Origin of the sequence: Streptomyces sp. VRA16 Mangrove soil, from assembly GCF_017377775.1 — a bacterium.
Classification (GTDB): Bacteria; Actinomycetota; Actinomycetes; order Streptomycetales; family Streptomycetaceae; genus Streptomyces.
This window is the reverse complement of sequence record NZ_JAFVLN010000009.1, coordinates 322863-338796: the sequence shown is the minus strand read 5'-3', so window position 1 is coordinate 338796 and position 15934 is coordinate 322863. Positions and strand designations below refer to the sequence as shown.

Genomic DNA, 15934 nt, shown 5'->3' with positions numbered 1-15934 from the left:
GGTAACGTCCCCCGCATGTACCCGGGAGCGTACGACCCCGCCAGGCCGGCCGTCGTCACCGCCGACGGCACCACCACCCTCACGTACGGCGAGCTGGAGGAGAACTCCCTGCGGCTCGCCGCTCATCTGCGCGCCCAGGGGCTGCGCAGAGGTGATCATCTGGCCCTCCTCTCCGACAACGACCCGCGCGTGATGGAGGTCTACTGGGCCGCCATGCGCTCCGGCCTCTACCTCACCGCCGTCAACCACCACCTGGCCGCGGAGGAGGCCGCGTACATCGTCCGCGACTGCGGAGCGGGCACGCTGATCGTCTCCGGTGCGCTGCGCGAACTCGGCGACCGCGTCGCGGAGTCGGTGCCGCAGGTGACGCACCGGCTCGGCTTCGACGACGGGACCTACGACGCGGCGCTGCGGGCCGCGTCCGCCGAGCCGCCCGACGCACAGCCGCGCGGCGCCGACATGCTGTACTCGTCCGGGACCACCGGACGCCCCAAGGGCATCGAGCCCACCCTGCCCGACGGGGACATCCGCACCGACCCGACGACGTACCAGCTGCTGTTCCAGCCCATGTACGGCTTCGGCGAGGACACGGTGTACCTGTGTCCCGCGCCGCTGTACCACGCGGCGCCGCTGCGGTTCTGCGGCACGATCCACGCCACCGGCGGCACCGTCGTCCTGATGAAGTCCTTCGACGCGCAAGGGGCGCTGGAGGCGATCGAGCGGCACCGGGTCACGCACAGCCAGTGGGTGCCGACCATGTTCGTGCGCATGCTGAAGCTCCCCCGGGACATGCGCGAGCGGTACGACACCTCGTCGATGAGGGTCGCCATCCACGCGGCCGCGCCCTGCGCCGTCGAGGTGAAGCGGCGGATGATGGCGTGGTGGGGGCCCGTCCTGTACGAGTACTACGCGGCGACCGAGGGCAACGGCATCACGTTCATCAGCCCCGAGGAGTGGCTGCGCAGGCCCGGCTCCGTCGGCCGCGCCGGGCTCCTCGGCGAGCTGCGGATCTGCGACGAGGAGGGGAAGGCGCTGCCGCCGGGGGAGACGGGCGTCGTCTACTTCGAGCGCGACGAGCTGCCCTTCCGCTACCACCGGGACGACGACCGCACCCGTGAGGCCCAGCATCCCGACCACCCGAACTGGACGACCACCGGCGACATCGGCCACGTCGACGACGACGGTTACCTCTACCTCACCGACCGCAAGGCGTTCACGATCATCTCCGGTGGCGTCAACATCTACCCGCAGGAGATCGAGGACTGCCTCGTGCTGCACCCGGCGGTGGCCGACGTCGCCGTCATCGGCGTACCGGACGAGGAGATGGGGGAGTCGGTGCACGCCGTGGTGCAGGCCGCCGAGGGGGCCGCTCCCGGGCCCGAGCTGGGGCAGCGGCTCATCGCGTACCTGCGGGAGCGGATCGCGCACTACAAGGTGCCCAGGGACGTCGAGTTCGTGACCTCCCTGCCGCGCACCCCGACCGGGAAACTGGCCAAGGGCAAGCTGCGGTCAGCGGCCCAGGGCGCGGGTTAGCCAGGGCGCCGTGCGGCTGCCGGAGGCGGCCGCCACCTCCCGGGGCGGGCCCGCGACCACGACGCGCCCGCCCGCGTCGCCGCCGCCGGGACCCATGTCCACCACCCAGTCGGCACCGGCCACCACGGTCATGTCGTGCTCCACGACGACCACGGAGTGGCCCCCGTCGACCAGGCCGTGCAGCTGGCGCAGCAGCACCTCGACGTCCGCCGGGTGCAGTCCCGTCGTCGGCTCGTCCAGGAGATAGAGGGTGTGCCCGCGGCGCACCCGCTGCAGCTCGCCGGACAGCTTGATGCGCTGGGCCTCGCCGCCGGAGAGCTCGGTGGCGGGCTGGCCCAGCCGCAGATAACCGAGGCCGACGTCGAGGAGCGTGCGCAGGCTGCGCAGCACGGGGCGGGCCGCCTCGTCGTCCGCGGCGGTGAAGAACTCCGCCGCCGACTCCACCGTCAGGTCCAGCACCTCGGCGATGTTCCGCCCCCGGTACGTCACTTCGAGGGTCTCGGGGTTGTAGCGGGCGCCGCCGCAGTCCGGGCACGGCGCGTACGTGCTCGGCAGGAAGAGCAGCTCGACGCTGACGAAGCCCTCGCCCTGACAGGTCTCGCAGCGGCCGCCCGCGACGTTGAAGGAGAACCGTCCGACACCGTAGCCGCGCTCCTTCGCCTCGTCGGTGGCCGCGAAGAGCTTGCGGACGACGTCGAACAGGCCGGTGTACGTGGCGAGATTGGAGCGCGGGGTGCGGCCGATCGGCTTCTGGTCGACGACCACCAGCCGGCCCACGCCTTCCACGTCCTGCGTGATCGCGCCGATGAGCGTGGACTTGCCGGAGCCGGAGACGCCGGTGACCGCGGTGAAGACGCCGAGCGGCACGTCCACGGTCACGTCCCGGAGGTTGTGCCGGGTCACCGGACCGATCGTCAGCCGGCCCCGGGGTTCGCGGACCTGACGCTCCGGCACCGGGTCCGTGTCGAAGAGGAAGCGGGCCGTCGCCGAACCCGCGACGCTCCTCAGAGCGTCCACCGGGCCGCTGTGCAGCACCTCGCCGCCGTGCTCGCCGGCGAGCGGTCCCACGTCGACCAGCCAGTCCGCGTGCCGCACCACGTCGAGGTGGTGCTCGACGACGAAGACCGAGTTCCCGGCTGCCTTGAGACGGTCGAGGACCGTCAGGAGCGACTCGGTGTCGGCCGGGTGCAGGCCCGCGGACGGCTCGTCGAGGACGTACACGACCCCGAACAGGCCCGACCGCAACTGCGTGGCCAGGCGCAGGCGTTGGAGTTCCCCGGCGGAGAGCGTGGGCGTCGCGCGGTCCAGGCTCAGATAGCCGAGGCCGAGCTCGGTGACCGTGGCGATACGGGCCCGCAGATCGTCGGTGAGGACACGCACGGTCTCGCTCGCGTCGGGCAGGTCCAGGACACCGGCGAGCTCGGCCAGCGGCAGGCGCGCCAGCTCCGCGATCGTCCGGCCCGCGAAGGTGACGGCGAGCGCCTCCGCCCGCAGCCGGGCCCCGCCGCACGCCGGACACGGCGCGCTCTGCAGGAACTTCTCCGCCTTCGTGCGCAGCGACTGGCTCCTGGAGTCGGAGAACGTCTTGAGCACGTACCGGTTCGCGCTCATGTACGTGCCCTGGTAGGGGCGCTGGATACGGCCCGCGTCCCGCACCGGATGCACGGTCACCACCGGCTGCTCGTCGGTGAACAGGATCCAGTCGCGGTCGGCCTGCTTCAACTCCCGCCAGGGCCGGTCCACTTCATGGCCGAGCGCGTCCAGGACGTCGCGCAGGTTCTTGCCCTGCCAGGCGCCCGGCCAGGCCGCGATGGCTCCCTCGCGGATGGACAGCGACGGATCGGGGACGAGCAGCTCCTCCGTGGTGCGGTGCACCCGGCCCAGGCCGTGGCACTCCGGGCACGCCCCCGCCGCCGTGTTCGGCGAGAACGCGTCCGAGTCGAGCCGCTCGGCCCCCTGCGGATAGCGGCCCGCCCGCGAGAACAGCATCCGCAGCGAGTTGGAGAGCGTCGTGACCGTGCCCACCGACGACCGTGACGTCGGCGCCGACCGGCTCTGCTGCAGCGACACCGCGGGCGGCAGCCCGCTGATCTCCCCGACCTTCGGCGCCCCGACCTGGTGGATCAGGCGGCGCGCGTACGGGGCGACCGACTCGAAGTAGCGGCGCTGCGCCTCCGCGTAGACCGTCCCGAAGGCGAGCGACGACTTGCCCGAGCCCGACACCCCGGTGAACACCGCGAGGACGTCCCGCGGGATGTCGACGTCGACACCCTTGAGGTTGTGCTCCCGGGCGCCACGCACCCGCACGAGACCGTCGAGGCCGTCATGGTGCGGGCCGGGTGTCGGGGCGGTGGGGTGGTGCATGGGGCGGGCTCCAGGTCGTACGGACGGCTGTGTTCCGCCCTCCATGATCCACCCCCGGGGCCGGGGGACGCCCCTCAGCGGCCCGCGGTGGCCGTCAGCCAGTCGCGGTAGTGGGTCGGGGCGATCCGTGCGCCCTCGCCCGCGATCAGCTCGTTCCCGGTGATGGCGGCGAAGAGCCCGGCCTGCGGGTCGGTGACGACCGGACGCGGGTCCCGGCGCGCGGCCAGCGTGATCCGGCCCAGCTCGTCCAGGGTGAAGACGTCGGGGCCCGCCACGTCGAGGGTGCCGTCGAGCGGCGTACCCGTGGTCACGTCGGCGAGAGCGGCGACCACGTCGGCGGTGGCGATGGGCTGGAGGGGCGTGGCGGGCAGCCGCACCGCGCGGTCGTCGGAGGTCCAGGACATGGTCGGCTCCATGAACTCGAAGAACTGCGTCGCCCGCAGGATCGAGTACGCGGCCGGGCCCTCGCGCAGCAGCTCCTCCTGGAGCGTCTTGGCCCGGTAGTAGTCCAGCTGCGGCACCTGGTCCACGCCGACGATGGAGAGCGCGACGTGGTGGCGCACGCCGGCCTGCTCGCCCGCGCTCAGCAGATGACCGACCGTGGTGCGGAAGAAGGCGAGGGAGTCCTGGTCGAAGGTCGGCGAGTTCGTCACGTTCACGACCGTCTCGGCGCCCGCCAGGGCCCTGTCGAGTCCGGCGCCCGTGAGCAGGTCGACCCCGCTCGACAGGGACGCGGGGACGACCTCGTGGCCCGCGTCGCGCAGCCGGGTGACGAGCTGCGAGCCGATCAGTCCGGTGCCCCCGATGACAGTGATCTTCATGGCGATGCCCTTTCCTGAGCGTTTCCGGGCATCCAAACTCGGACACCCGATATCCGAGATAGTACTCGGATATTCTCTGTCCGAGTCAAGTCGAGGCGCGCCCCGGGCGCGCCGGAGGGAGCGCGGAGCGCATGAAGATGTCCGGTGGCGTGGAGTGGGCGCTGCACTGCTGTGTCGTGCTCACCGCGGCGAGCGAACCGGTGCCCGCCGCGCGCCTGGCCCAGCTGCACGACGTCTCGCCCAGTTATCTGGCCAAGCAGATGCAGGCCCTGTCGCGGGCGGGCCTGGTGAAGTCGGTGCAGGGCAAGACCGGCGGGTACGTGCTGACCAGGGACGCGGTCGACATCACCCTGCTGGACGTGGTCCAGGCGGTCGACGGCCCCGCGCCCGCCTTCGTCTGCACGGAGATCCGGCAGCGCGGCCCCCTCGCGACCCCGCCCGAGCAGTGCACGAAACCGTGCGGCATCGCCCGCGCGATGGCCGCGGCGGAAGGGGCCTGGCGGGCGTCGCTGCGCAAGACGACCGTCGCCGACCTCCGGGCGAGCCTGGAGCGGGACAACGGCCCCGGGGCCCTCGACGGCGTCGGTGCCTGGCTGAGCGAGCCCGCCGACCCCGACGGTCCGGAGAACGTCCGATGAATGATGTGCACATGCCTTGACGGGTGGTCGACGGCCCACGCACCGTTACGGGGGTCGTCTTCCGTTCTGTGGGGGGTTCGTGAACAGCAGACTGTTCGGTGCGGGCGCGACGTTGTGCGTGCTCGCCCTCGTGGGCGCGGCACCGGTTCCGGCCTCGGCGTCGTCCCCGTCGGCATCGGCATCGGCATCGGCGCAGGCCCGGCACGGCCTGCCGCTCGGCGCCGCCGATCTGTCCGAGACCCGTACGACCCGGACCCTGCAGCCCGGCGTCACGCTCACCCGCATCGTGCGCGGCGCCGACGCCCCGGCCATGGCGTGGACCGTCGAGGTCTCCATCCCCGGCGGCGCCGGATCGCCCGACCCGGACGCACCGCCGACCGCGCTGAAGGACGAGGAGAGCGCGGGCGAACTCGTCACCGCGCTGCACGCCGCCGGGTTCGACGCCCGCTCGGAGCAGGTCACCACCGCCGCGACGGCCGACTACGCGGGCGGCACGCTCGGCTGGCGCGTCCGCGTCGGCACCTTCACCACGGAGGCCGCGGCCACCGCCGAACGCACCCGGCTGCGCGCCGCCGGATACACCGGATCCGCCTGGTACACCGGCTGGGACGGGAACGCGGGGGACCGCGGCCCCTGGCACGTCGACGTCCTCACCGTCGACCCGAAGAAGTTCCATGGCGACCTCAAGGCATCCTTCGGTGCCGACCTGGAGAACCGCGAGACGACCAGCGCCCTGGCCGCCGCCGACGGGGCGAGCGCCGGGATCAACGCGGGCTTCTTCGTCCTCGACCCCAAAGCCGGCGCTCCCGGTGACCCGGCCGGCGTCGGCGTCTACGACGGCCGTCTGCTGAGCGAGGCCGTCAACGGCCGCCCGGGCCTCGTCGTCCACGACTCCGCGCGCGGCACCGCGGTCACCCGCTTCGCCTGGCGGGGCAGCGTCGGCGCCGACGGCACCACCCTGCCCCTCGACGGCATCGACCGCGTCCCCGGCCTGATCCGCAACTGCGGCGGCACCGCCGACGACCTGCCGACCGCCCGCCCGCTGCACGACACCACGTGCACGGACCCCGACGAACTCGTCGCGTTCACGGCGGAGTTCGGCAAGGAGACCCCGAAGGGCGACGGCGCCGAAGCCGTCCTCGACCGGACCGGCCGGGTCGTCGAGGTGCGTTCCCCGCGCGGTGGCGCCCTGCCCGCGGGCGGCCGCAGCGTCCAGGCCACCGGCTCGTACGCCGCACGGCTGACCGCCCTCGCCAAGGTCGGTCAACCCCTGCGCGTCACAAGCGAACTGACCGACCGTCACGGGCGGCCGGTCGCCACGTCCCGCACCACCAGTGTCCTCAACGGCGGCCCCGAACTCGTCCGCGACGGCCGCCTGCACGTCACGCCCGCCACCGACGGCATGGTCCAGGCCGGCAACCCGAGCTTCTACTACGGCTGGGTGCACAAGCGGAACCCGCGCACCCTCGCGGGCACCGACGCCGCGGGACGCACCGTGCTCGTCACCGCCGACGGCCGCAGCACCGGATCACTCGGCCTGAGCATCAAGGAGAGCGCCGACGTCGCCAGGGCCCTCGGCCTGCGGGACGCCATCAACCTCGACGGCGGCGGCTCGACCACGATGGTCGTCGACGGACAGGTGATCAACGACCCGTCCGACGCGGCCGGTGAACGCCCCGTCGGAGACGCCCTGCTGATCCTTCCCGGAAGCCCCGCGAAGAAGTGACCGTGCCCGCCTGACCCCACGGGAGCCGCCATGACCGCCGCCCTCGCCCGCCGCGCCGGACGCCTGCTGCTCGTCGTCGCCGCGCTGCTGCTCACCCTGGGGGCGGTCCCGTCGGCCGTCGCCACGACGGCGCCGCCCGCCGCCGAGGTCGTCGCCGTCACCCAGGTCGCCGACCGGCAGGTGGATCTCTCCGTGCGGGCGTCGGCGCTCGGCGGCCGCACGGTGAAGGTCCGCCTGCTCACCCCCGACGGCTGGAACCCGAACGACCGCACGCGGCACTGGCCCACCCTGTGGCTGCTGCACGGCTGCTGCGGCGACTACACGTCCTGGACCGCCAAGACCGACGTCGCCTCCCTCGACAGCCTGCGCGACGTCCTCGTCGTCATGCCCGAGGCGGGCTGGAACGGCTGGTACAGCGACTGGTGGAACCACGGAGCGGGCGGCGACCCCGCCTGGGACACCTTCCACACCCGTGACCTGCGCCGCCTCCTCGAACGCGACTGGGGCGCGGGCTCCCGCCGTGTCGTCGCCGGACTCTCCATGGGCGGCCAGGGCGCGCTCCTCTACGCGGCCCGGCACCCCGGCATGTTCAAGGCCGCCGCGGCCTACTCGGGCTCCGTGCACCCGCTCCTGAACGACGAGTCGACGAACCGGATCATGGGCTTCTTCGCAGGCCAGGGCAACGACCCGTTGCGCGTCTGGGGCGACCCCGTGGCCCAGCGCGACATCTGGGCCGCCCACGACCCGTATCACCTCGCCAAGCGCCTCAAGTCGCTGCCCGTCTACCTCTCCTGCGGCGACGGCACCGCGGGCCCGTTCGACCCGCCGGGCGCCACCAACGCCCTCGAAGCCGACTTCAACCGGCAGAACCACGCCCTCGCCGACCAACTGCGGAAGGTGGGCGCCCAGCACCTCACCACGAACTTCTACGGTCCCGGCACCCACTCCTGGCCCTACTGGGAGCGCGAGCTGCACGCCTCGCTGCCGATGCTGCTACACGGGCTCGGAGTGCGGTAGACGGGCGATGCGGGCGAGGCGCCGGTACGACTCCAGCAGGCCCTCGCGGTCGTACGTACTGGTCGTGACCAGCACCTCCTGCGCCCCGCTCTCCTTGATCACCGTCTCCAGCTCGTCGGCGACCTGTTCCTCGGCGCCCGCGATGTGACCGCGCAGCCCGGCCTCGTAGAAGCCGCGCTCCTTCTCGGTCATCTCCAGGGCCGCCACGCGCTCGGCGGGCGGCAGCGGCGGGAACGTGCCGTGGGTGCGCGAGTGGGCCATCGACCAGGCCTCGGGGATCAGCAGCCGGCGGGCCTCCGGCTCGCTGCCCGCGACCGCGACCGTGCCCGAGATCACCACGTACGGCTCCTCGGCCCAGGCGGAGGGCCGGAACTCGGCGCGGTAGCGGTCGATGCCACGCAGCATCTTCTCCCGGCCGCGCAGGTCGCCGATGACCATCGGCAGGCCCGCGCGGGCGGCGATCGAGGCGCCCTCGCCCATCGCCAGCACGAACGGCGGCACACGCAGCCCCTCGGACGGCCGGGCGTGCGCCCGCGTCGACGACGTACCGGTGAAGAAGGCGAGCAACTCGTCGAGCTGTCCCGCGAAGTCGTCGGCGACGTCCTTGTCCCGGCCGAGCGCTCTGCGCACCCCGTCCGTGAACCCGACCGAGCGGCCCAGGCCCATGTCGATCCGGCCGGGGAACAGCGACTCCAGGACCCCGAACTGTTCCGCCACGACCAGTGGCTGATGGTTGGGCAGCATCACGCCGCCGGTGCCGACCCGCAGCGTGCGGGTCGCCGCGGCGACGGCCGCGGCCAGCACGGTCGGCGCGGACCCGGCAACGCCCGGCACCCCGTGGTGCTCGGAGACCCAGAGACGATGAAAACCGAGGCGCTCCAGGTCCCGCGCCAGCGCGACGGTGTCGCGCAGCGCCTGCGGGCCCGAGTGCCCCTCCCGGGTGCGGGAGCGGTCCAGGACGGAGAAGCGGGTCGTTTCGATCACGGAGGTCACGTCTTGTTCAACGCGTGGGCCCGCCGGGGATTCCCGGACCGCCCGGCTCGCCTAGGGTGGTGCCGTGACCAGCGACGCGAGGCCCCTGGCCGTTTTCGATCTCGACGGGACGCTCGCCGACACGGCGCACCGGCAGCGGTTCCTGGAGCGCAAGCCGCGGGACTGGGACGGATTCTTCGCCGCCGCCCCCGACGACCCGCCGCTCGCCGAGGGTGTCGCCCTGGCGCGGGAGAGCGCCGAGGAGTGCGAGATCGTCTATCTGACCGGGCGGCCCGAGCGCTGCCGGGCCGACACGCTGGCCTGGCTCGCCGCGCAGGGGCTGCCCGACGGGCGGCTGCACATGCGGCGCGACGACGACCGCCGCCCCGCCCGCAGGACCAAGCTGGAGATCCTGCGCCGGCTGGCCCGCGGCCGCACCGTGCGCAGGCTCGTCGACGACGACGAACTGGTCTGCGACGAGGCGGAGCACGCCGGATTCACCGTCGTCCGCGCCCGTTGGGCGAGCGCGTCGGCGGCGCTGAAGGACGCACAGGAGCGCGAAGGCCGTACCTGAGCGGCGCGGGCGCTCCCCGTGCCTCAGGAGTCCGCGTCCCCTGCGTCCTCCAGGCGGAAGCCCACCTTGAGGCCCACCTGGTAGTGCTCGACCTCTCCGTCGACGATCTGGCCCCGGACCTGCGTGACCTCGAACCAGTCGAGGTTGCGCAGGGTCTGCGAGGCGCGTGCGACGCCGTTGCGGATCGCCTGGTCGACTCCCTCGTGCGAGGTGCCGACGATCTCCGTGACGCGGTACGTGTGGTTCGACATGCTTCCACGGTGCCGCAGGGCGCCGGGTTCCGCGAGGGCACCGACCGTCGACTTACCCGCGGGTAACCCTTGACCACGGCATTGGTCCATACCAAAATCCAGCCACACCCGGCCGAGTTCACTCTCGTCCCCCACGTCGGGCTCGCCTCCCTGTCCGCAGGAAGAAAGTGACCCACGTGAGATCCCCCCGTACCGCACACTCCCTCGGTTCCCTCATCGCCGTGACCGGCCTGCTGGCCACAGGGTGCAACGTCCTGCCGGGCGGTGACGCGGGGCGGACCACGGTCACCGTGTGGCTGATGCGGGACAGCGCGTCCGACACCTTCCTCAAGCGGTTCACCAAGGAGTTCGAGGCGCAGCACAGCGATCTGAAGCTCGACATCCGGATCCAGGACTGGGCCGGTATCGGGTCCAAGGTCACCACCGCACTCGCCCACGAGGACAGCGAGGCCAAGGCCGCCGGCGCCCCCGACGTCATCGAGGTCGGCAACACCCAGGTCCCGGGGTACGGCGACGGCAACGGGTTGCTCGACCTGTCCCTGGAGTCCGCGCGCGACCTCGGCATGGACGACTGGCTGCCCGGCCTGGCCGAGCCCGCCGCCGACAACGGCCGCCAGTTCGGCATCCCTTGGTACGCCGCCAACCGCGTCGTCATCTACAACAAGGACCTCTTCGCGGCGGCCGACATCACCAAGCCGCCCAGGACGCGCGACGAGTGGCTCGACATGACGCGCCGCCTCGACACGGGAGGCCGGCAGGGGATCTACCTCGCCGGGCAGGACTGGTACACCCTGTCCGGGTTCATCTGGGACGAGGGCGGCGACCTCGCCGTGGAGTCGAGCGGCAACTGGACCGGCACCCTCGACAGCCCCGCGGCCCTGCGCGGCATGGCCTTCTACCAGCAGCTCCAGGCGCTCGGCGACGGCCCGGTGGACGCCGACGAGGAACATCCCCCGCAGGCCGAGCGGTTCGCCAAGGGGGACGTCGCCCAGATCATCGCGGTGCCGGGCACCGTCCAGCGCATCCTGCAGAAGAACCCTTCGCTGAAGGGGAAGCTGGGCTTCTTCCCCGTGCCGGGGAAGACCGCGGCGCGCGCCGGTTCGGTGTTCACCGGCGGCTCGGACCTCGTCGTCCCGGCGAACACCGACGCCCGCACGGGCGCGGTCGCGGTGGTGGAGGCCCTGGCCGGCAAGAAGTGGAACACCGAGCTGGCCAGGACCATGAACTACGTACCGAACAAGACGAAGCTCGCCGCCGCGGTGGCCGACGAGCCGGGCGTCGCCGCGATGGCCGTGGGCGCGGCCCACGGCAAGGCGACCCCGGCCTCACCGCTCTGGGTGAACGTGGAGTCCTCCGGCAACCCCATCAAGGCCTACATGTCGCGGGTCCTGACGGGCCAGGACCCGAAGGCCGTGGCCCGCAAGGCGTCCCGGGAGATCACACGGAGGCTCGACGAGAGCGGCGAGTGACGGCGGGCGCGGGCCGGTCAGCCGCTCACCGTACTCACCGACAGGCCGAACCGGCCCGCGGCATCGGTCCACCAGTGCGTCAACTCCAGCCCTGCGGAACGCAGTTCACGCTCGACCCCGGTCCGCCGGAACTTCGCGGACACCTCGGTCCTGATCTCCTCGCCCGCCGCTAGGTCCACCACGAGGTCCACCGCCGGAATCTTCACGACCTGATCCCGCACGGAACGCAGCCGCATCTCGATCCACTCGGCCCGTGCGTCCCACAGCGCGACGTGCTCGAAGGCGCCCGGGTCGAAGTCGGCGTGCAACTCGCGGTTCATCACCGACAGCACGTTCTTGTTGAACGCGGCCGTCACACCGGACGCGTCGTCGTACGCGGCGACCAGCTCCGCCTCGTCCTTGACCAGGTCGGTGCCGAGCAGCAGGAAGTCGCCGGGGGAGAGCATCGCCCGCACGGCCGCGAGGAACGCCGACCGCTCGTCGGGCAGCAGATTGCCGATCGTGCCCCCGAGGAACACCACCAGGCGCGGCCCCGGCGTCGCGGGCAGCGTCAGCTCGCGCGTGAAGTCGGCGACGAGCGCGTGCAGGTCGAGGGCCGGATAATCGGCCAGCAGGGTGCGCGCGGCGCCCCGCAGCGCGCTCTCGCTCACGTCCACCGGGACGTACGCCGACAGCTGCGGCAGCGCGTCCAGCAGATGACGGGTCTTGTCGGAGGAGCCCGAACCGAGCTCGACCAGGGTGCGGGCCCCGGTCGCCGCCGCGATCTCGGGCGCGCGGGCCAGCAGGATCTCCCGCTCGGCGCGGGTCGGGTAGTACTCGGGCAGCGTCGTGATCCTTTCGAACAGTTCGCTGCCGCGCGCGTCGTAGAACCACTTCGGCGGCAGCGTCTTCGGGGTGCCGGTCAGGCCGTGCAGGACGTCGGCGCGCAGGGCGGCCTCGGTGGCGTCCTCGGCCAGGGTGCGGGTGACGTGAAAGGACGGGGAAGCGGGGTGCGGGCTCACGCGGAGGGCTCCTTGAGCGGGGTCAGCAGGACGTCGGTACGGCTCGCCGCGAGCAGGGTGCGGTCGGGCACCTCGGTCCAGTGCGGATCGTCGTCGTAGGGCTCGGAGGCGACGACGGTGCGACGGCCCGGCTCGGCGAGACACCAGAGGGTGTCGCCCCAGGCCGTTGCGGCGATCGTCTCGCCGTTGGTGAGAAGGAGATTGAGGCGTGCGGCGGGCTGCGCCGCGGCCACCTCCAGGACGGTCGCCGCGAGCGCCTCGGCCGGTTCGTCACCGGTGCGCAGCCGGCGCAGGACGAGCGCCCACAGGAACGCCGCGTCGCAGCGCGCCTCCATGGACAGCACATCGGCGGGCGGCAGCGTGGGCACCAGATCCGCCAGCGAGCCGGGCCAGCCGGGCACCGCCCCGTTGTGGCTGAACAGCCAGGGGCCGTACGCGTACGGGGCCGCCGCGGCTTCCCCGTCGGCGCCCGCGAGCGTCGCGTCCCGCACGGCGCCGAGGAACGCGCCGGAGCGCACGACCCGGGTCAGATCCGCGTAGGACTGGTCACCCCAGACCGGACCCGCGCGGCGGTAGCGGGCCGGCACCGGGTCCTCGTCCGCGTACCAGCCGACCCCGAAACCGTCGGCGTTGACCGTGCCGTGCCGCTGCCTGCGCGGCTCCCACGACTGCCGGAACAGACTGTGCGCGGGCGCGTTGAGCACCTCGCCGAGCGGTACCGGCGGCCCCAGATAGGCGAGATGACGGCACATCAGGAACCGTCCTCGTCGGTACGGGTGTCGCGCGCCGTGCGGAAGCCGGAGAAGATCTGGCGGCGCACCGGATAGTCCCAGTTGCGGAACGTGCCGCGGCAGGCCACCGCGTCCACGGCGAACGAACCGCCGCGCAGCACCTTGTGCTCGGACCCGAAGAAGACCTCCGAGTACTCCTTGTACGGGTAGGCGACGAAACCGGGGTAGGGCAGGAAGTCGCTCGCCGTCCACTCCCACACGTCGCCGATCAACTGCCGCACACCGAGCGGGGATTCACCGCGCGGATAGCTGCCGGCGGGGGCGGGGCGCAGATGGGTCTGGCCCAGGTTCGCGCGGTCCGGCGTCGGGTCGGCGTCGCCCCACGGGTAGCGCATCGAGCGGCCCGTCGCCGGGTCGAAGCGGGCCGCCTTCTCCCACTCCTGCTCCGTGGGCAGCCTGCGCCCCGCCCAGCGGGCGTAGGCGTCGGCCTCGTACCAGCTCACGTGCAGCACCGGCTCGTCGGGCGGCACCACCTCCGTGACGCCGAAACGCCGGCGCAGCCACTGGCCGCCCGCGTCCCGGTGCCAGAACAGCGGCGCGCGCAGGGCGTGGTCGCGCACCGTCGCCCAGCCCGCGGGCGTCCACCAGCGGGACTCCTCATAGCCGCCGTCGGCCATGAACTCCAGATACGCGGCGTTCGTCACCGGCGCTGTGTCGATGTGGAACGGCGGCACGAGACAGCGGTGCGCGGGGCGTTCGTTGTCCAGCGCCCAGGGCTCCGCCGACGTGCCCATCATGAACGGGCCGCCGGGCACGAGGACTTCGGCGGGGCCGCGGAACGGCTCGGTGAGCGGCTCCGGGTCCGGAGCGGTCAGCGCGGCGGCCCCCTTGCGCAGCTGATGGGTGATCAGCATCGTCTCGTCGTGCTGCTGTTCGTGCTGGGCGATCATGCCGAACGCGAAACCCGACCGGGTCAGCCGGGCCCCGCCCTCGGCCTCGAACGACGTGCTCCCCAGCACGTCGAGCGCGCGCCCGCGCACCTCGGCCGCGTAACCGCGGGCTTCCCGCGGCGCGAGCAGCGGCAGCTTCGGGCGCTCGGCCCGCGGGTGCTCGAACGCGTCGTACAGCGGGTCGATCTCGGGCCGCATCGCCTCGCGCCCCGCGACCGCCCGCAGCAGCCACTGCTCCTCCTGGTTGCCGATGTGCGCCAGGTCCCACACCAGCGGGGACATCAACGGCGAGTGCTGCGCGGTGAGTTCGGACTCGTCGACACAGCTGGTGAGCAGGGTCGTACGGCGCCGCGCCCGCTCCAGCGCGTCGGCCGCGAGGGACCGCAGCCTCTCCGGGTCGTCGGTCACGTGCTCCTGAGGATGGTGCCGGGTGGTCATGAGCGGACGGTCCTCCCCTGTGCGGGTGTGTTCGCGTTCTCCTGCCCGGGCGCACCTGCGTCGAGGTGGTCGAGCACGTCGTCGGCGGGGCAGCGGCCGCGTACGACATAGCGGTGCGTGAAGTCCGCGACCGCCTGGCGCACGTCGGGGCCCGCGCCGATCCTGGGCAGCGCCTCCAGGGCCGTGGCGAAACAGACCGTGGCCGCCTCCCGCAGCTCCGGATCGGTGAGGGCGTACCGGGCCGCGTCCCGCCACAGCGGATTGTGCGGAGCGGGCAGCGGCCCGGCCCGCTCGGCCAGCGGTTTCACCGCGCGGTACGCGCTCTCCGCGGCCTGCGGGTCGTCGAACAGCGCGGTCGTCACGGCGAGCGGAACCAGCCAGCCCTCGTCGCCGGACTGGGCGTCGATCATGCGCAGTTCGAGATGGCCGCGCGGCCGCACCGGCGGGAACAGCGTGGTCAGGTGGTAGTCGAGGTCCGAGCGGGTCGGCGGGCGCGGCGCGCCGGTGCGCACCCACTCGCGGAACGACAGGCCGTCCGGAACGTGCCACGGCCCGCTGTCCGTGCGCACGCACATCACCGGCGCGTCCAGCACGTGCCGTGTCCAGGCGGTGCGCGGGTCGCCGTCCAGCGGCGGTGCGCCGGAGCGGCCCACGTCGATGCGCTCCCACAGCAGTTGCCGGGTGGAGCGCCAGCCCGTCGAACGGCCGGACAGCATGGGCGAGTTGGCGAAGGCGGCGACGAGGACCGCGCCGAGCAGATGTGCGAGCGTCCAGCGTCGGCTGTGGCCGAGGGGCCCCGGTTCCTCGTGCCCGGCGTCCAGGCAGACCTGGACGGACGCGGACGAGCACATCATGGAACGGCCGGCGGGTCCTGCCCGGTCGAGCGATGCCTCCAGAGCGTCGTAGCGGGGCTGGCGCAGCACCCGCCGCGGGGGCCGCCAGGGGTCGGTGCCCCGGCCGGAGAGGACGAGTCCGTGGTCGCGGAGCACGGTGCGGACGGCGGTCAGATCGGCCCGCATGGCCGAGACGCATTCCGTCAGGGTGGCGGCGGGGAGCGAACTGAGCTCCAGCTGGCCACCGGGTTCCACGGTGAGCGCCGAGCGCAGGGGCAGGGCGCGCAGTGCGACGTATGCCGCGTCGAGTCGTTCGGGGGGCAACGGGAGCCACGGCTGCCAGGGCGGACGCGGCTCGTGGACGATCCATTCCAGCTCGACACCGACCGCGCGGGGCGGTCCGGTCTTGAAGCAGATGCCCCGTACCAGGGCCTCCACCTCGGCCTCGGTGATCAGCACACCGGGGCTCGTACAGTCTGCCTCGCTCATACCGGGATTCCTCCTGGTCCTCACGCCTCCCATGGTCCCTGGTGCGGGCCATGGCGTCGATTCGGCCCGGGTCGGGCCTTTTCGGGCAACGCTCGTCCCACCCAAGACCTTCCCCGTCCATCGCACA

At 72.8% G+C, this 15934-nt stretch carries 14 protein-coding genes; 6 read left to right on the top strand and 8 right to left on the bottom strand.

Annotated elements, in window-relative coordinates:
• Positions 1–15 precede the first annotated feature (15 nt).
• A complete protein-coding gene (locus tag J3486_RS25480; protein ID WP_207824064.1) occupies positions 16–1533 on the top strand; it encodes an acyl-CoA synthetase in 1518 nt (505 codons plus the stop codon).
• Here J3486_RS25480 and J3486_RS25475 read toward each other — a convergent pair.
• Both J3486_RS25475 and J3486_RS25470 read right to left on the bottom strand, forming a co-directional pair.
• Complete coding sequence (locus J3486_RS25475) at positions 1510–3897, bottom strand: excinuclease ABC subunit UvrA (RefSeq protein WP_207824061.1); 2388 nt, start codon at positions 3895–3897, stop codon at positions 1510–1512. The two genes, J3486_RS25480 and J3486_RS25475, sit on opposite strands and share 24 nt — an antisense overlap.
• 74 nt (positions 3898–3971) lie before the next feature.
• Positions 3972–4718, bottom strand: coding sequence for an SDR family oxidoreductase (locus tag J3486_RS25470; RefSeq protein WP_207824058.1), 747 nt, complete (start codon positions 4716–4718; stop codon positions 3972–3974).
• A 131-nt stretch (positions 4719–4849) separates the two neighbouring features.
• Here J3486_RS25470 and J3486_RS25465 point away from each other — a divergent pair, with 131 nt between their 5' ends.
• From J3486_RS25465 to J3486_RS25455, 3 genes are all read left to right on the top strand, one after another.
• Complete coding sequence (locus J3486_RS25465) at positions 4850–5356, top strand: Rrf2 family transcriptional regulator (RefSeq protein ID WP_207824056.1); 507 nt, start codon at positions 4850–4852, stop codon at positions 5354–5356.
• 79 nt (positions 5357–5435) lie between these two features.
• Entirely contained in the window at positions 5436–7082 is a 1647-nt protein-coding gene (locus J3486_RS25460; RefSeq protein ID WP_207824054.1) for a phosphodiester glycosidase family protein, read from the top strand.
• Between the two features lie 30 nt (positions 7083–7112).
• On the top strand, positions 7113–8099 hold the full coding sequence (locus J3486_RS25455; RefSeq protein ID WP_207824052.1) for an alpha/beta hydrolase family protein: 987 nt from the start codon (positions 7113–7115) through the stop codon (positions 8097–8099).
• On the opposite strand, the gene J3486_RS25450 is transcribed toward J3486_RS25455, so the two are convergent.
• Positions 8076–9092 carry an LLM class flavin-dependent oxidoreductase gene (locus J3486_RS25450; protein ID WP_207824050.1) on the bottom strand — a complete coding sequence of 339 codons (1017 nt, stop codon included), beginning with the start codon at positions 9090–9092 and terminating at the stop codon, positions 8076–8078. The two genes, J3486_RS25455 and J3486_RS25450, sit on opposite strands and share 24 nt — an antisense overlap.
• Positions 9093–9156: 64 nt before the next feature.
• On the opposite strand from J3486_RS25450, the gene J3486_RS25445 reads away from it, so the two are divergent.
• Positions 9157–9645 (top strand): hypothetical protein, encoded by a 489-nt coding sequence (locus J3486_RS25445; RefSeq protein WP_207824048.1) that lies wholly within the window; start codon positions 9157–9159, stop codon positions 9643–9645.
• A gap of 23 nt (positions 9646–9668) precedes the next feature.
• Here J3486_RS25445 and J3486_RS25440 read toward each other — a convergent pair whose 3' ends face one another.
• The gene (locus J3486_RS25440) at positions 9669–9896 is read right to left on the bottom strand and encodes a dodecin (protein ID WP_207824046.1); all 228 of its coding nucleotides are present in this window, start codon (positions 9894–9896) and stop codon (positions 9669–9671) included.
• Positions 9897–10063: 167 nt separating this feature from the next.
• Here J3486_RS25440 and J3486_RS25435 point away from each other — a divergent pair, with 167 nt between their 5' ends.
• Positions 10064–11365, top strand: a complete 1302-nt coding sequence (locus tag J3486_RS25435; RefSeq protein WP_207824044.1) for an extracellular solute-binding protein — start codon at positions 10064–10066, stop codon at positions 11363–11365.
• 17 nt (positions 11366–11382) lie between these two features.
• Here the strand turns inward: J3486_RS25435 and egtD are convergent, their stop codons facing one another.
• The 4 genes from egtD to egtA are packed head-to-tail and all read right to left on the bottom strand — an operon-like array spanning position 11383 to position 15807.
• Entirely contained in the window at positions 11383–12366 is a 984-nt protein-coding gene (gene egtD / locus J3486_RS25430) for an L-histidine N(alpha)-methyltransferase (protein ID WP_207824040.1), read from the bottom strand.
• Positions 12363–13118, bottom strand: a complete 756-nt coding sequence (gene egtC, locus J3486_RS25425) for an ergothioneine biosynthesis protein EgtC (protein WP_207824038.1) — start codon at positions 13116–13118, stop codon at positions 12363–12365. The genes egtD and egtC overlap by 4 nt, the downstream gene beginning before the upstream one ends.
• Positions 13118–14485, bottom strand: a complete 1368-nt coding sequence (gene egtB, locus J3486_RS25420) for an ergothioneine biosynthesis protein EgtB (RefSeq protein ID WP_207824037.1) — start codon at positions 14483–14485, stop codon at positions 13118–13120. Before egtB ends, egtC begins: the two co-directional genes overlap by 1 nt.
• Positions 14482–15807, bottom strand: a complete 1326-nt coding sequence (gene egtA / locus J3486_RS25415; protein ID WP_207824035.1) for an ergothioneine biosynthesis glutamate--cysteine ligase EgtA — start codon at positions 15805–15807, stop codon at positions 14482–14484. The genes egtB and egtA overlap by 4 nt, the downstream gene beginning before the upstream one ends.
• Positions 15808–15934 lie beyond the last annotated feature (127 nt).

What these genes read in the sequence shown, in the direction of transcription:
- J3486_RS25480 (WP_207824064.1), top strand. Translation starts at nt 16, where the DNA reads ATGTACCCGGGAGCGTACGACCCCGCCAGGCCGGCCGTCGTCACCGCC.
- J3486_RS25475 (WP_207824061.1), bottom strand. Translation starts at nt 3,897, where the DNA reads ATGCACCACCCCACCGCCCCGACACCCGGCCCGCACCATGACGGCCTC.
- J3486_RS25470 (WP_207824058.1), bottom strand. Translation starts at nt 4,718, where the DNA reads ATGAAGATCACTGTCATCGGGGGCACCGGACTGATCGGCTCGCAGCTC.
- J3486_RS25465 (WP_207824056.1), top strand. Translation starts at nt 4,850, where the DNA reads ATGAAGATGTCCGGTGGCGTGGAGTGGGCGCTGCACTGCTGTGTCGTG.
- J3486_RS25455 (WP_207824052.1), top strand. Translation starts at nt 7,113, where the DNA reads ATGACCGCCGCCCTCGCCCGCCGCGCCGGACGCCTGCTGCTCGTCGTC.
- J3486_RS25440 (WP_207824046.1), bottom strand. Translation starts at nt 9,896, where the DNA reads ATGTCGAACCACACGTACCGCGTCACGGAGATCGTCGGCACCTCGCAC.
- egtC (WP_207824038.1), bottom strand. Translation starts at nt 13,118, where the DNA reads ATGTGCCGTCATCTCGCCTATCTGGGGCCGCCGGTACCGCTCGGCGAG.
- egtB (WP_207824037.1), bottom strand. Translation starts at nt 14,485, where the DNA reads ATGACCACCCGGCACCATCCTCAGGAGCACGTGACCGACGACCCGGAG.
- egtA (WP_207824035.1), bottom strand. Translation starts at nt 15,807, where the DNA reads ATGAGCGAGGCAGACTGTACGAGCCCCGGTGTGCTGATCACCGAGGCC.